The sequence below is a fragment of the Victivallis vadensis genome, from assembly GCF_003096415.1.
GTDB lineage: Bacteria > Verrucomicrobiota > Lentisphaeria > Victivallales > Victivallaceae > Victivallis > Victivallis vadensis.
Map to the genome: position 1 here is coordinate 164,455 of NZ_QEKH01000002.1, position 15,219 is coordinate 179,673.

A 15,219-nucleotide genomic window follows, 5' to 3' on the forward strand; every position below is an offset into this window, starting at 1 on the left:
GGAGTGCCGGGAACACTATTTCTTCAACGCTTTCTGCAACTCACGCTGCAACAGCGGAAGATTCTCCTGAATTTTCAGCGAGGTCACTTTGGCGGTAGCCGCTCCGATCCTGGGATCGGCGGCGGCTTTTTTGCGGCCCAGCGGAGTCCGGTAGAAAGCGATCAGGCCCTTGAGTTCATCGACCGTGTAGTTGTCCAGATAGATGGTCGCCAGGTCCTCCTTGAGTACTTCGAAGGAAAAACACTTCTTCAGGTACCGTTCGATCACAGGCCGGGCCGGATCGCTGTCTTTGGGACTCATCTGCGTCAGCGCGGAGTTGAAGGTCTGGTCGAGCACCTGCTCGGTGCCGTCGGCTTTCAGCAGCTCAATCGCGAGCGCACGGTCGGCGGCGCTGTATTCGGCGGCGGCGAGAGAGAACGACAGAGACACGGCGGCGCAAAGGATGGCGAATTTCATGGTTGTTTTTCCTCCTGAGGTGGATTTAATCGGATTCCGTCTTCGGCGATCGTAATTCTGCCCTCTTTATAGAGCATGCCGATCACCTGTTTGAATACCCGTTTGCTGAAGCTGAAATAATCGCGGATCGCGGCGAGGTCGCTTTTCGCGTTGAGCGGCAGGAATCCGCCCGCGTCCTCAAGCGCGTCGAGCACGGCGGGCTTGAAGGCTTTGATTCCCTCGATGCCGTCGGGACGGAGCCGCACGTCGATGCGGTTTTCTTCCGCGCGGATCGCATGGACGTAACCGTCGAGCCGGTCGCCGGGATGAAGGGTGCGGCAGAGCTCGTTGAAGTAGACGAGTCCGACATAGCTGTCATCGGCGATCACCCGCCAGCCGAGCCGCGCTTCCTCCCAGACCGTCAGCCGGACTTTCTGGTTCAGCCTGAGCTTGCTCACGTCGCCGGTGTAGAAACGCGACAGCCGCCGCGACGCGACGATGCGGCCGGTGACCGGATCGAGATAGAGCTTGACCAGGCAGAGCTCGCCCGGAGTCAGCCGCACCGGCTGTTCGCGGAAGGGGACAAAGAGGTCCTTGTCCAGCCCCCAGTCGAGGAAGGCCCCGATCCGGGTCTGTTCCTTGACCCGGAGCCGGGCAAGGTCCCCCAGTTGCGCCAGCGGCGTCTGTGTGGTCGCGACGATCCGGTCTTCGGAGTCGAGGTACAGGAAAACATCGATTTCGTCGTCGACGTCGAGGTTTTCCGGCACATATTTGTTGGGCAGCAGCACCATGTTGCGGCGGTCGGTCCCGTCGGAGAGGTAAAAACCGAATTCCGTGGTTTTTTCGACGACCAGCCGGTTGAATTTACCGAGTTTCAGCATGAAGATTCCTTCCGAGGATCTGGATGGAGCCGAGCGGCTGTCGCAGCCGTTCGGCGATTACTTTGCATTTGATGCGGAGCAGGAAATAAACGGGGCCCCGGAAATCCTCATCCAGCGATTCGAAATTTCCCTGCCCCTTTGAGATTACGAGATCGGCGCTGTGGAGCGCGTCGAGAATTTCAGGAGAACTCCGGCGCAGCGACACGCCGGGCGCGCGGTCCCCGGTGTCGAGGACCGGCGCGAAGTCGATTCCGGAAAGCATCGCTTCGCGGCGGGTCACGTCGTTCAGCACCGGCTTGCCGCGCACGCCGATCACCAGTTTGTCGGCATACGGTTCCATCAGCAGCCGGTCGACCACCGCTTCGCCGCAGTTGTCGAGCATGTAGAAGATCCGCTTCGCCCGGTCCATCCGCCGCTTCAGGTCGGCGCAGGCGGTCCGGTCGAACGGCAGGTCGAACACCTCGCGGATACCCGCTTCGGCTTCGAGCAGGTTGAATTCCGGGTTTACCCCGTAGTCGATGATGTTCCCGCCGATCGCCATGCGGACTTTCGCCTCGAAGGGATCGGGCTGTTCTTCGGCAAGCTCGCGCAGCTCCGGCAGCAGCTCAAGGCCCAGCCGGGTGGACTGGTCCTTGACCTCCCGGAACGGGTCGTCGATGCCGGAGACTTCGCTGACGATTTCGTTGAACTGGCCGGCGAACTCCGGCGGAGTGGCGCGGTCGTCGGCCTCCAGCACTTTTTGCAGCATCCGCCTGATCAGCCGGGACTGTTCCTCCGGGTCAGGGGAGGCCAGTTTGGCCAGCCGCACCGATTGGGAGAGGATGCAGGCATAACAGTCGGTTTGCACACGCATGGTCAGCTCCCCGCACCAGGCCGGCGGATCGCGTCCAGCAGGGCTTGTTTTCGCTTTTTGAAGCCGGCGAATGCCGCCAGCCAGAACACCGCTTCCACGGCAGCCAGTACTGCGATGAACCATTCGCCGTGGCGGACGTAAAAGGTATAGGAAGGGGATGGTTCGACGCCGACGGCAAGCGTCTTTACGCCGCGCCCGCGCCGCAGTTCGGGGCGCTGTTCCGGGCCGTCCACGGTCAATACCTGCGTGATCCGTCCGTACGGGGTCACCACCAGAGAGCCGCCGTTGTTGCCGCAGCGGACCATCGGCAGACCGGTTTCGACGGCGCGCAGCGTCGCGTTGGCGAGGTGCTGCTCCGGCTCGCTGCTCTTCGGATACCACGCGTCGTTGGAGAGCACCACCAGCACGTTCGCGCCGCGCCGCGCGAACTCCCGCGTCAGGTAGCCGAACACCCCTTCGTAACAGATTGCGGTTCCGGCCCGCACATCGGAGCGGACTTCGATCGGGTTGTAGTCGGCTCCCGGCACCAGATCGCGGTTCATATCGATCATCCTGACGATGAAACCCGGCAGACAGCGGCGGAACGGGATGTATTCGCCGTAGGGAACCCGGTGGATCTTGTCGTATTTGTGGCGGAGCCTGCCGCGGTGGTTGAAGAACAGCGCGCTGTTGGTCATGCCGGGAGGAGTGGCTGAGCCGGGCAGTTTGTCCTCGAAGTCGATCGCGCCGATCAGCATCGGCACGCCGCTCTGCAGGATCAGGTTCTGCAGGCCGATCCGGAACAGGAAACTGACTGAATGCGTGGAACGGTACGGCACCGGCACCGCGCTCTCCGGCCACAGCAGGATTTCGGGCTTCGGCTTGCCCGCGAGCGCGTCGCGGCTGAGCTGCAGATAGATTTCGAGCGCTTCCTGTGCCTGGTTGGTGTTCGCGTTGCGGCGCTGTGAGATATCCCCCTGGATCACCGCCGGGAACCAGTTGGGCTTCACCGGCTTTTCGCGGTCCAGCCGGATCAGTCCGCCGAGCATCGCGAGCGTCAGCGTCAGCACCGCGGCCAGCAGCACGCGCAGCCCCGGCCCCCGGAAGCCGGTCCGGCAGGCGGCATACAGCGCGCCTCCGGCCAGCGCGATCAGGAAGTTGATCCCGTAACTGCCGGTGAACGCGGCCAGCTGGATCAACGCGAGGTTGCGGTACTGGGTCACGGCGAGGTCGTTCCAGTTGAACAGCCTCGACCGGGTCCACTCCAGCAGCGTGAACAGCGCGGCCGAACCGACCGCAAAACAGAGCCACCGGCCGAAGGCGGCGGAACTTTGCAGGAATTTTTCACGTTCCTCGAAGCCTCCCAGTTCGGCGGCGAGCGGATAGAGGGTGTTGCGCTTCAGGAAAGGGATCAGCCCCGCCCAGACCGCCGGCCACACCGAGATCACCGGTGCAAGCAAATAGGGGACCGCCGGGTCGATCTCCCGCAGGAACTGGTAGGCGAAGAGCGACCAGCCCAGCCCCCACACCCAGCCCGCCAGCGCCGCGAAACGCCAGTGCGACTCCGCCGCGACCAGATAGAGCAAAAAGACGGAGGCGAAAACGAGGGGTTCCAGGTTGAAGGGAGGCAGCGCCGCCGCGTAGAGCGCGCCTCCGGCAAAGGCGGTCAGCAGCCGGAACAGCTTTCCGGCGCGGGAGATCCGCCAGGATTCATCGGGAGCCTCGGAACCGTCTGTTTCCGGTTTCGACAGAAAAAATTTGCGTAATTGGGGCATTTGAATCGTAATCCCATTGAAATAACGGTGCATTCGGTGTAATTTACTACACATTTACAACAGAGGCAATTTCAAAAGCCGGTTTCGCCCGATTTTTTTCACAAATTCGCACGGCGGAGCCTGCTTTTGAAAGTTGCCTCGCAAACCAAAGCTGTGTAATCATGAAAATCAGTGAAACCTTACAGTTCGATCACCTGGTGATCGGCAGCGGACTGGCGGGGCTTTCCAGCGCGCTGCATCTGGCAAAGACCGGCCGCCGGGTGGCGGTGGTCACGAAACGGGATATCTCCGAGTGCAACAGCCGCCTCGCGCAGGGCGGCGTCGCGTGCGTGATGGATGCGCTGGACTCCTTCGACGAGCATGTGCAGGACACTCTGGCCGCCGGCGCCGGGCTTTGCGACGTCGGCGCGGTGCGCGCGATCGTCGAAGCCGGCCCCGCCGCGATCCGGGAGATCATTTCGCTCGGCGCGAAATTCACCACCCGCGGCGAACTCGGCCACACCGACGGCTCCGACGAGTACGACCTCGGGCGTGAGGGCGGCCATCACAAGCGCCGCATCCTGCATGCCGGGGACATCACCGGCGCGGAGCTGGAGCGCACCGTGGTCGAGGCGGTCCGGGCGACTCCGAACATCGAAGTTTTCGAGTACCATGTCGCGATCGACCTGATCGTCAGCTCCCGGCTCGACATCGGCGGGCCGAACCGCTGTTTCGGCGCGTATGTGCTGGATGCTGAAACCGGCCACATCGCGACTTTCCTCGCGCCCTCCACCACCATCGCGTGCGGCGGAGCGGGCAAAGTCTATTTGTACACCAGCAATCCGGACGTCGCGTGCGGTTCGGGCGTCGCGATGGCCTACCGGGCCGGGGCGAAGATCGCGAATATGGAGTTCATCCAGTTCCATCCGACCATCCTGCACCATCCGACCATCCGCTCTTTCCTGATCAGCGAGGCGCTGCGCGGCGAGGGGGCGGTGCTGAAATGCCGCGATGCGCGCGGTGCGGAGCCGGTGGAATTCATGCAGAAATATCATCCGATGAAGTCCCTTGCGCCCCGCGACGTGGTCGCCCGGGCGATCGACTCGGAGATGAAGCGCACCGGCGAGGAGTGCGTCTATCTGGACATCCGCCACCTCGACGAGGTGACGCTGCGCCGCCGCTTCCCGAATATCTTTGAAAAGTGCCTCGAAGCGGGCATCAACATGGCGCACGACCTGATCCCGGTGGTTCCGGCGGCGCACTTCGTGTGCGGCGGCATCAAAACCGACGTGAACGGCGCCTCCAGCATTCAGGGGCTTTACGCGGTCGGCGAATCCGGCTGCACCGGGCTGCACGGCGCGAACCGCCTCGCCAGCAACAGCCTGCTCGAAGCGATGGTGGTCGCGAAATTTTCCAGCGACGATATCGACGCGAAGTATGAGTTTTTCAAGAGGAGCTGGCCGAGCAACACCGAGGCCGCGATGAAGTGGATGAGCGGCAACGCGACCGATTCCGACGAGCAGGTGGTGATCGCCCACAACTGGGATGAGATCCGCCGCTTCATGTGGGACTACGTCGGTATCTACCGCACCAACAAGCGGCTCGAACGCGCCAAGAACCGGATCAAGCTGATCCGCAAGGAGATCGAAAAGTATTACTGGGATTTCCGCGTGACCGCCGATCTGGTCGAACTGCGCAACATCGCGACCGTCGCCGAGCTGATCATCGACTGTTCGCTGATGCGCCATGAAAGCCGCGGGCTGCACTACAACGCCGACTACCCGTACCTCGACCCCGAACTTGAGTGCGTCGACACCGTGATCCAACGAAAATTCTGAACAGGACGGCCATGAAACACGAATTACCGGTTGCAAACCATGTCATCAGTCTGATTTCCGAGCTTCAGAACGCCGGTTTTGAAGCATATATCGTCGGCGGGGCGATCCGCGACCTGCTGCTCGGCCGCACGCCGAAAGACTACGATATTTCCACTTCCGCGACTCCGGAGGAGGTGCGCGGCGTCTTCGGCCGCCGCATCGCCCGGATCATCGGGAAGCGGTTCCGCCTCGTCCACGTGCAGTACGGCGGCGAACTCTTTGAAGTGAGCACCTTCCGCAAGGCGCCGACGCAGGGGCAGCTGCGCCCGGACGGCAGGCCGGCGAAGGACCTGCCGGAACACATGATCCTCTCCGACAATGAATTCGGATCGGCGGAGGAGGATGCATGGCGGCGCGATTTCACCGTCAACGCTTTGTTTTACGATCCCGTCAGGTCCGAGCTGATCGACTACACCGGGCAGGGGATCGGCGATATCCGCGCCGGGATCGTCCGTGCGATCGGCAATCCGAAGCTGCGTTTCGAGGAGGATCCGGTGCGGATGCTTCGCGCGCTGAAGCTGGTCGGACAGTACGATTTCGCTCTGGACTGCGCCACCGAAAACGCGCTGTTCAACAGTCTTGAGCTGATCCGCCACGCCGCTCCGTCGCGGCTGTCGCTGGAGCTGGAGAAAATCCTGAGTTCCAGTTACGGCGACAAACACATCCTCGCGTTTCACGACTACGGCCTGCTCGCCTATTACCTGCCGGAGCTGGAGGAGGCGTGGGGGACCCCGGCGGGGATGTTCGCGCTGAATCTGCTCAACGAGCGCAACTGCCGCGTTGCGGAGGGGCTCTACCGCAACAGCATTTCGCTGGCGATGGCGACTCTGGCGCTGCCCTTTGTCGAACTTGAATGCGACCACGGTCCGGGCGAACTCTGGGAGATGTCGCCGGAATCCACCGCGCGCATCCGTTCGGTGCTGGACCGGTTGTTCCGGCCGCAGACGATGATGAACCGCATGACCGAATCGGCGTTGCGGGTGCTGATTCTGCAGGCGCTTTTCGCCGACCCGGAGAATCTGGACCGGATGGTCGAAACCAAATCCTACGCCCATGCCCGCGAACTGCTGCTGATCCGTACCGCGGTGATGGACGGCGACGTGGATGCCGCCGCCCGGCTCTGGCCGGCGGGAAGCTCCGGGCGCCGCCGTTCCGGGAAGCGCCCGCGCCGCCGCAAGAATCCGAAGGAAGGAAAGAAAAGCGATGCGTAAACTCCGGGCCGGGATTCTGCCGGCGGTCGTATTCGGGCTTCTGTTCACCGGCTTCGGCCTGTGCGGGGCGAATGAGGTATTGAAGGACCCGACCACCGGCAGGCCGGTCCGTTATGGCGGTCGATTTGAAACGCGCCGCACGGTTTCGGTGCCGCCTTATTTGCAGCGAGCCCGTGAGATGCGCGGCGTCTGGGTCGCTACGGTTGAAAACATCGACTTCGGCAGGCACACCGACGCCGCCGGCTTCAAGCGGGATTTCATTGCGGTGGTGAACAATCTGCAGCGGGCGAAATTCAACGCGATTTTTTTTCAGGTCCGTCCGATGTGCGATGCCTTTTACCCGTCGAAGCACAATCCGTGGTCGCGCTGGATGACCGGCAAAGAGGGGCAGGCGATTCCGAATTTCGATCCGCTCGCCTTTATGGTCGCGGAGGCGCATAAACGGGGACTGGAATTTCACGCGTGGCTGAATCCCTACCGGGTCAACGCCGGTGCGCAGGTCGGGAAGACCGCTTACCTGAAGACGCTGGACAACAAGAGCTTTGCAAAGCGGAATCCCGGTCTGGTGCTGGAGTCGAAACTGGCCAGCGGCCGCTACTCGCTTTTCCTGAATCCGGGCGAACCGCGCGTGGTGAGGCACATCGCCGACACCATTGCGGAAATTCTGGAGAACTATCCGGTCGATGCGATCCATTTTGACGACTATTTTTATTTGTACAGCGATATCGGCACTATCGACAGCGCCTCTTTTCAGCGGAACAATCCCGGCAGGCTTTCGCTGGAGGAGTGGCGGCGCGGCAATGTCGACAAGGCGATTTACACGGTGAAGAAAACGGTCGATGCGTATAACCGCAGAAGTGGACGCAAGGTGGCGTTCGGCGTCAGCCCTTTCGGAATCTGGGCCAATAAAAAGAGCAATCCGAATGGTTCGCTGACCGGCGGCAAGCAGTCCTATTATGCGCAGTACGCCGACACGCGCGGCTGGGTCAGAAAAGGGTGGGTGGACTATATCATTCCGCAGCTTTACTGGCCGTTTTCGCACGAGGTGGCGGCGTATGCGGCGCTGGCGGACTGGTGGAGCGACGCGGTGAAAGGGACGCGGGTGCGGCTTTTTATCGGGCAGGGACTCTACCGGGTCGGGGCGGAACGAATCTGGCAGCCGCGCGAACTGGTGGATCAGATGCGGTATAATCAAATGCTGTTCAACGTGGATGGAACGGTGATCTTTTCGTACCGGAATGTATTTATGCCGGGCAATGGTCAGATGAAAGAGGCGGTTTCGCGCATCCTGCAGGGATGCTGGCGCTATCCCGCCCGGCTGCCGGATTACCCCAATGTGAGGTAGGATTCCAACACCCAGCTCTGTGCAAAACAGGCGGTGGGCCGGAAAGGCCGGGCGGCCCTGTTGGAGCTTCCGTGCCTTCCGTGTCAGTCCGTGGAAGTCCGTGGGCGCAATGCCGGTAATACGGGGGGCAACCTTGGAGTGCGGAGATTTATCTCCGCTTTCAAGTCGTACGTGAGTTTTATACTCAGCTTTGCATTGCGTTAGAAATAGGCAAGTTGCCCGGAGGGTAACAACTCTTAAGTGCAAGAACTGGCAAGGTGCCCGGAGGGTAGTGAGCACGGGATTGGCGGCCTGCGGATGGCTCCGGGGGACGTCGCGCACGTCCCCCGGCCCCCCTCGCCGGTGGCGGAGGCCGGTCTGGTTGCGGAGCACTTCCGCTCGCGGGCGCGGCTTCGCCGCTTACTTGTCCGCCTGCGGCGGCCAACCCTTCATCGTTCGCTTCGCTCACTACGCCAGGGGGGCTTCGCTCACTACGTTCGGCTTCGTCACTACCGTTCCTCGTTACTTGCCAAAGGCAAGTAATTCCCTCACATTCGTTCGCGGCGCTGGCCGCGCTTGTTGTGCGCCGCGTAAAAGGCGACGTAGCCTTACTTATATGTCGAGTAAATGGTATTGCGGCTTTATTTGTGCGTCGTGTAAGTAGTTCTGCAGACCGCCCGATGCGTTGCCTGTGCTGGCCGCCCGCACGCCCCCCGGAGGGGCATTGGCGTGCGCACCCGGCGGCGGCATCTTGCCGCCGCCGGGTGCCGGGCGCTGAGGAATGTCCGTTGCTGCTGAAGGCGCCGGCGAGGGTGTCGTGCATGGTATTTTCCCACTCAGGCGGGGAACGGATGGCGGGCTGAAAGAAGATTTTTTTAAGATTATTTAAGATTAATTTCTTAAAATATTTAAGAAGGTTGTTGACATTCGGGGCGATTTATGTCATAATATACCGTGAAAGCACAAAAGGAGTATCATGTGATGGCTTCAACGAGAAAAGTCCGGAATCTGGATGACCTTGCCGAGCGGGCGGGGGTGACGGCGGCAACCGTGTCGATGGCGCTGCGCAATTCGCCGTTGCTGTCGGAAAAGATGCGCGAGCGGATCTGCCGGCTGGCCGAGGAGAGCGGCTTCAAACCGCGCACCTACAGGCGCAGGGCCCTGCCGAAAGAAACGGCGGAGGATGGGGAAAACGGTCCGCTGCTGGTGCTCTATTATGAGTTTCCCGGCGAGCCGGATCCGGTGCGTGAGGGGATCATGCCCGCACTTTTCCTGATGCTGAACGAACGCCGGATCGAATACAGATACATCAGCTGTCAGGAGCTGATGGCCGATCCGTCGATCGTGAAGGATTACCGGGGGATTCTGTTTTACAACGATCCGGAGGATTTCGTGCTGCCGCCGGATATTCCCGCCGCGCAGGTGTTCGGCTGGGAGCCGATGCGTGAGGGGCAGGACCGGGTTACTACGAATGATTCGCTGGTCGTGCGGCTGGCTGTGGACCACCTGTGCAAAACCGGAATCGAGCGGGCGGCGATCGTGTGGTGCCGGGAGATGGTTGCGATTCCGGACCATCCGCGCATCACCGGTTTCCTGGAGGCGATGCGGGAGCGGAATATCGAGGTTGAAGCGTTGCCGTTCCACAAGAACGGCGGGGATTTCCTGCCGATGCTCAAAACGTACCTTGCCGCGGGCAGCGACCGGATCGGATTTTTCGCTTTCAACGCGTTTTGCGGCCTGAAGCTCTGCTGTGCGCTGGACAGTCTTGAGCTGATGTCGAAGTACGGCAACAGCGGACTGGTGGTATGCGATAATTCGCCTCTGCTGTATTCGTTTTCGCCGCGCCCGGTGATGATCGACCTGAATCTGCCGCAGATGGCGGAGTTCGCGCTGGAAGCACTGCTCCGCCGTCTGAAACGTCCGGAGTTGCCCGGAACCGTGCTGCTGCAGTCCCCCGTATTGATTTCATTCAATTCCTCCGAGCCGGTCCAGAGAGGTTGAAAAAATAAAGACCATATAAAGAAAGGAATGTTCCATGGGCTGCAAGAGATTTACTTTAATTGAATTGTTAGTAGTTATTGCAATCATCGCAATCCTGGCCGGCATGCTGCTGCCGGCGCTCGGCAGGGCGCGGAACAGCGCAATGAAAGCCAAATGTGTTTCGCAGTTGAACCAGATGCAGAAAGGGTTGATCCTGTATGCCGATTTGTACAAGGGCGTTTTTCCCGGACCGGCAATTCATGCGGTGAATCTGGAGGATGACAATCCGGCTTATATGCCTTATGCATATTTGCTTGTCGGTTATCATAAACTGGTTGACCGTAAAATTCTGCATTGTCCGTCACAGATTAAGTATGAACCGTATGAGGTGGGTTATGCAACCGGGTGGTCATGGGGGTGCTATGCGATGTACAATCCGCTTCATGGATGGGCCTGGAGCGGTGGGCCGAACAGTTTGTATCATAAGCAGAAGCCGGTTCGCGGCGATTATGCGTTCAAAGTGAACGACGATCCGTTTTTTTCTCTCGGCAGAATGAAACAGCCGTCTTCCACTTATATCCTGGCGGACAGTGCGGAAATACATTCGCCGGGAAATAACCGTCGCGGTATTGCCGTCTTTCAGTTCAGTCCGCAACATAACCTTGGCGAATCTGCCGCAGTCTGGCTTGCTCACGGCGGCAAAGCCAATCTGAGTTTCGCGGACGGACATGTCGGGAGCTGGGGGAATAACGAGCTGCGACAGGAAGAATTTACTCAGATCGCATCAGAATCCCTGAATGCTCTGGGGTGGGAGCCTTGGAATTAAGTGATAATAAAAGGAAATTTTAGAATGAATGTTTTTTCCCTCACTACGGCGGCTGCCTGCATTGCGGCGGGAGCCTGCGCCGCCGGTGAAATGCTGGTCGATTTCGACCGATACGATTGCTCCCGGATCATTCCGGTTGATTTTACGGCTCCGTACTGGGTTACGCCGCAGCCGGTTGAAACGGGGAAGATCAAAGTGGAAAAACGCAAGGTCGGTGAAAACACCGTGATCGACGTGACGGTGGCGGACCCTTTCCTCGATAATCCGGGAATTGCGCTGCTTCCACCGAAGGAACGGAAATATTGGGATATTTCCGCGTATGAGGAACTGCACGCCGATATTGAAAATTTGGACCGGAACCAGCAATTGATGCTCTCCGTGCGGGTCAACAATCCGCGGGTGAATGACCGGCAGACGGCCAATAACAGCGGTTTTGCCCTGAATCCCGGCGAGCGGGGAACCCTGAAGCTGTACTATCCGCAGGCCGATGAATTTTCGCCGGTGAAGGTCGACTGGATGCTGGCGACTCCGCCGGGCGTGCCGGGACCGAAGAACGTCGATGGCCGCCGGGTCGAGGCGATTACTTTATGGGGGCACAGCGTCAAAATTTACTCCCGCAACCGGGCGTGGCGATACCGGATTCATTCGGTCAGGCTGGTGAAGCCGAAGCGCCCGTATCCGGCAGCGGTCGGATCGCCGGAAACGTTCTTCCCGTTCGTGGACCGGTACGGACAGTATAGGCACGACGACTGGCCGGACAAGATTCACGAAGATGCGGATTTCAAGAAGGCGCTTGACAAAGAAACGGCCGGCCGCAAAGGCAGGATTGCCGGTTGGAACCGCTTCGGCGGCTGGGCGAACGGCCCGAAACTGGAGGCGAAAGGGTATTTCTATCCGGCCAAATATGAAGGCAAATGGTATCTGGTCGATCCAGAGGGATGTCTGTTCTTTTCACACGGTGTCTGCACCATCCGGTATGACATCCGGGCGGAGCGGAAAGCGCAAAACTGGTTCCCGCCGGAGTTGGCGGCTTCCGGGCCGAATCACAACTTCTCCCGCGATAATCTGCGGCGGAAATTCGGGCCGGAGCTGGAGAAGGTTTATCCCGGTTTCGTTACCCGGCGGCTGGAGGAGTGGGGACTCAATACGATCGGCAACTGGGCCGATTTGGAATTCATGCGTGGCGGCGGGACTCCCTATGCGATGGAACTGCCGTATCCGAAGTGTCCCCGGACTGCCGGAGTCAAAGGGCTTGAAGGCGGAATATTCGATGTCTTTTCCACGGAATTTGCCGCTTCGATGCGGAGCGCGGCGGCCCGGCCGGAGTTCGCTTTCGCCCGGAAGGATCCGATGCTGATCGGCATTTTCATCACCAATGAAATTTATTGGGGAAACGACCGTACCGCGGCGGCCCGCAGCGCCTTCGCTTCACCGGCAACTCAACCGGCCAAGCGGGAATTCATAAAAGAGCTGAAGCGCAAATATATTTCCATTGATGTTCTGAATGATAAGTGGGGGAGCAATTACGCTGATTGGCAGGAGATTTTGGACACTGTCGCGTTGCCGGATGCGGAACGCTCGTTTGAGGACTTTCTTTCATTCAACAAACGGATTTTCGAGGTTTTTTATTCGACTTGCCGCGATGTGGTCAAGGAGTTCTCGCCGAATGCGATTTATTTCGGTTCGCGCATTCATCTCACGAACATGCCTGAGCTTTTCGAGGCGGCCTCCCGATATGCCGACGTGGTGTCGACCAACACCTACACCTGGAGTTTCGACGGCCTGCGCAAAGAGGGGCTGCCGGAGGACAAGCCGATTCTGATCTCCGAGTTCCATGTGGGAGTGCTCGACCGGGGCATGTTCAACGCGGATCTCCGGCCGGCCGGAGTCACGCAGCAGGATCGGGCGCAGGCTTATCTGCGGCTGCTGCAGGGGGCGTTGCTCCATCCGCAGATCGTCGGCACTCATTACTTCTGTTATCGCGATTCGCCGGTCACCGGCCGTTGGGACGGTGAGAATTTCGCGATCGGCATGGTGGATGTCACCGACACCCCCTACTGGGAATTGACCGCGATGATGCGGAAAATCGGGGCGAATATGATCCAGTACCGGCTGAAGGGAGAATTCAAATGCGACTGGGAATAATGCTTTTGCTGTTGCTGTCCTTCCCGCTTGCGGCAGAAATGCCGCTGGCGTGGGACAATCGGAATATCGTCCGATCCAACGAAAACGGAATTACCGTGCGTCCCGCCGGAGAAGGGGCTGCGATCGTGGAATTCCGCACCGGAGAACCGTGGCCGCATATCGTTCTCAAACCGAAAAAAGGGTCCAGTTGGGATCTCTCGCGCTTTCGCGAAATTTCTTTCGACGTGGAGAATCTCAGCCGGAACCGGCAGTGCGAAATCGAATTCAACGCCGGAATGTGGTCCGGGGGGTATCTCGGCACCGCAATCCTGCGTCCCGGTGAAAAGCGGACGTTCCGCTACCGGTTGAACCACGGAACCGGCGCCGGTTTTTCGCCGTTGTTTCAGGCGTCGTTCATGCCGCAGGGCTTTACGGGCGGCCGGAATGTCGATACCTCGAAACTGAAGACGCTGCAACTGATCAGTTCATTCCCGCTTTACTGCAAATACCGCCTCTCCAACATCCGTCTGATCGGAGAGCGCCCGCGTCAGTTGACGGAAGCGGAATTTTTCCCTTTCATCGACCGCTATGGGCAGAATATGCACGCTGATTGGCCGGAAAAGGTGAAGTCGGATAACGATTTGAGAAATTTGCAAAAAGACGAGCTTGCCACGCTGAAACCTCGTATCGCAGCGTGGAACCGTTACGGCGGGTGGGCCGACGGGCCGCGGCTGAAATCCACCGGTTTTTTCCGGGTGGAAAAATACCGCGGCAAATGGTATTTCGTCGATCCGGAAGGATGTCTTTTCTTTTCGCGGGGCGTCAATGATGTGGCGCCGTGGGGATTTATCGACAAGCGGGGCCGGGAGAGATGTTTTGAAGCTCCCGATGAACTTGGAACCGACGGAAGCCATATCTATTGGGAAAACATCGGAAAGAAATATGCGAAAGAGCTGGATTCCTGGCCGGATATCCAGTATCGCCGGCTTGATTCCTGGGGCTTCAACACGGTGGGAAATTGGAGCGATATGCGTTTTTACAGGAATGCGCGGCTTCCCTATACGCTGAACCTGCCGTTCCCGAAGTGTCCGTCGCTCGACGGTATTCCGGATGTCTACTCCGTTGAGTTTGAACGGGGAATGGAGAATCTGCTCAAGGCCGATTATGCCTTTGTGATCGGCGACCCCATGTGCATCGGCGTATTTCTCGGCAATGAATTTCGGTTCGGCGACAACACCGCCATTGCCCGGCGGGTATTGAAAAGCGCCCCGGAACAACCGGCCAGAAAGAAATTCCTCGCGGAACTTCAGGAAAAATACCGCACGATCGAGGTTCTGAACCGGCAGTGGGGCAGTGACTTCGCCTCATGGGAAGCTTTGCGTCCCGTGGAGGGCAGGGGGGCCGAAGCCGACCTGCGGCAGTTCAGCATCGCTTTTGTCGAACGGCTTCTGGTGATGTCGAAGGAGGCGGTCAAACGTCATTCGCCCGATACGCTTTATCTCGGCACGCGGCTGATGAACGACGACTATTTTCAGGCGTGGATCAACCGGCTCTCCGCCCGGTATTGCGACGTGGTTTCCTACAACCTTTATCCGCTTGGATTCGAACGTTTCAAACCCAACGGCCTGCCGGATGTCCCGGTGTTGATCACGGAGTCCACAGTCGGCCACGGCACGCGCGGCACATTCGGCAGCATCACCAACCCCGGCGTGGAACCGGGGGCGCGAAACCGGGCGTTGGCAAGACAGCTCGAAAGTGCTTTCTCACATCCGCAGATCGTCGGGATTCATCATTTCAAATTCACGGATCAGGTGCTGACCGGCCGCTGGGACGGAGAAAATTATGGATTCGGGCTCGTGGATATCACCGATACGCCGTACCGGGATTTTCTGGAAACGAACCGCGCCGCTTCGGAACAGTTGTATTCGTTCCGAAACGGCGCCGGTGTTTTTTTGAATCTTCCGTGAAATGCGCC

11 protein-coding genes are annotated in these 15,219 nt (G+C 59.5%); 7 read left to right on the forward strand and 4 right to left on the reverse strand.

Annotated features, from left to right (window positions below; all coding sequences use genetic code 11):
- Positions 1-15: 15 nt before the first annotated feature.
- Genes C8D82_RS01945 through lnt form a run of 4 tightly spaced genes read right to left on the reverse strand, consistent with a single transcriptional unit; the run spans position 16 to position 3,923 of the window.
- Positions 16-456, reverse strand: coding sequence for a DUF2059 domain-containing protein (locus tag C8D82_RS01945; RefSeq protein WP_116882582.1), 441 nt, complete (start codon positions 454-456; stop codon positions 16-18).
- Positions 453-1,316, reverse strand: a complete 864-nt coding sequence (locus tag C8D82_RS01950; protein WP_116882583.1) for a CvfB family protein — start codon at positions 1,314-1,316, stop codon at positions 453-455. The genes C8D82_RS01945 and C8D82_RS01950 overlap by 4 nt, the downstream gene beginning before the upstream one ends.
- Positions 1,300-2,169, reverse strand: coding sequence for a damage-control phosphatase ARMT1 family protein (locus C8D82_RS01955; RefSeq protein ID WP_165832773.1), 870 nt, complete (start codon positions 2,167-2,169; stop codon positions 1,300-1,302). The genes C8D82_RS01950 and C8D82_RS01955 overlap by 17 nt, the downstream gene beginning before the upstream one ends.
- 2 nt (positions 2,170-2,171) lie before the next feature.
- Entirely contained in the window at positions 2,172-3,923 is a 1,752-nt protein-coding gene (gene lnt / locus C8D82_RS01960) for an apolipoprotein N-acyltransferase (RefSeq protein WP_147836780.1), read from the reverse strand.
- 161 nt (positions 3,924-4,084) lie between these two features.
- Here lnt and nadB point away from each other — a divergent pair, with 161 nt between their 5' ends.
- The 7 genes from nadB (at position 4,085) to C8D82_RS01995 (ending at position 15,211) form a co-directional block, all read left to right on the forward strand.
- Positions 4,085-5,740 carry an L-aspartate oxidase gene (gene nadB, locus C8D82_RS01965; RefSeq protein ID WP_116882586.1) on the forward strand — a complete coding sequence of 552 codons (1,656 nt, stop codon included), beginning with the start codon at positions 4,085-4,087 and terminating at the stop codon, positions 5,738-5,740.
- Positions 5,741-5,751: 11 nt separating this feature from the next.
- Positions 5,752-6,990, forward strand: coding sequence for a tRNA nucleotidyltransferase/poly(A) polymerase-related protein (locus tag C8D82_RS01970; protein WP_116882587.1), 1,239 nt, complete (start codon positions 5,752-5,754; stop codon positions 6,988-6,990).
- A complete protein-coding gene (locus C8D82_RS01975; RefSeq protein WP_165832774.1) occupies positions 6,983-8,335 on the forward strand; it encodes a glycoside hydrolase family 10-like protein in 1,353 nt (450 codons plus the stop codon). The genes C8D82_RS01970 and C8D82_RS01975 overlap by 8 nt, the downstream gene beginning before the upstream one ends.
- A gap of 960 nt (positions 8,336-9,295) precedes the next feature.
- Positions 9,296-10,315, forward strand: coding sequence for a LacI family DNA-binding transcriptional regulator (locus C8D82_RS01980; RefSeq protein ID WP_116882589.1), 1,020 nt, complete (start codon positions 9,296-9,298; stop codon positions 10,313-10,315).
- A gap of 34 nt (positions 10,316-10,349) precedes the next feature.
- Positions 10,350-11,120 (forward strand): prepilin-type N-terminal cleavage/methylation domain-containing protein, encoded by a 771-nt coding sequence (locus C8D82_RS20965; RefSeq protein ID WP_147835425.1) that lies wholly within the window; start codon positions 10,350-10,352, stop codon positions 11,118-11,120.
- Between the two features lie 24 nt (positions 11,121-11,144).
- Positions 11,145-13,265 (forward strand): beta-galactosidase, encoded by a 2,121-nt coding sequence (locus tag C8D82_RS01990; protein WP_116882590.1) that lies wholly within the window; start codon positions 11,145-11,147, stop codon positions 13,263-13,265.
- Positions 13,250-15,211 carry a beta-galactosidase gene (locus C8D82_RS01995; RefSeq protein WP_116882591.1) on the forward strand — a complete coding sequence of 654 codons (1,962 nt, stop codon included), beginning with the start codon at positions 13,250-13,252 and terminating at the stop codon, positions 15,209-15,211. Before C8D82_RS01990 ends, C8D82_RS01995 begins: the two co-directional genes overlap by 16 nt.
- The last annotated feature ends 8 nt before the right edge of the window (positions 15,212-15,219 follow it).

Coding starts and splice junctions, on each gene's coding strand:
- C8D82_RS01995 (WP_116882591.1), top strand. CDS start 13,250: ATGCGACTGGGAATAATGCTTTTGCTGTTGCTGTCCTTCCCGCTTGCG.
- C8D82_RS20965 (WP_147835425.1), top strand. CDS start 10,350: ATGGGCTGCAAGAGATTTACTTTAATTGAATTGTTAGTAGTTATTGCA.
- lnt (WP_147836780.1), bottom strand. CDS start 3,923: ATGCCCCAATTACGCAAATTTTTTCTGTCGAAACCGGAAACAGACGGT.
- C8D82_RS01970 (WP_116882587.1), top strand. CDS start 5,752: ATGAAACACGAATTACCGGTTGCAAACCATGTCATCAGTCTGATTTCC.
- nadB (WP_116882586.1), top strand. CDS start 4,085: ATGAAAATCAGTGAAACCTTACAGTTCGATCACCTGGTGATCGGCAGC.
- C8D82_RS01975 (WP_165832774.1), top strand. CDS start 6,983: ATGCGTAAACTCCGGGCCGGGATTCTGCCGGCGGTCGTATTCGGGCTT.
- C8D82_RS01980 (WP_116882589.1), top strand. CDS start 9,296: ATGGCTTCAACGAGAAAAGTCCGGAATCTGGATGACCTTGCCGAGCGG.
- C8D82_RS01955 (WP_165832773.1), bottom strand. CDS start 2,169: ATGCGTGTGCAAACCGACTGTTATGCCTGCATCCTCTCCCAATCGGTG.
- C8D82_RS01950 (WP_116882583.1), bottom strand. CDS start 1,316: ATGCTGAAACTCGGTAAATTCAACCGGCTGGTCGTCGAAAAAACCACG.
- C8D82_RS01945 (WP_116882582.1), bottom strand. CDS start 456: ATGAAATTCGCCATCCTTTGCGCCGCCGTGTCTCTGTCGTTCTCTCTC.
- C8D82_RS01990 (WP_116882590.1), top strand. CDS start 11,145: ATGAATGTTTTTTCCCTCACTACGGCGGCTGCCTGCATTGCGGCGGGA.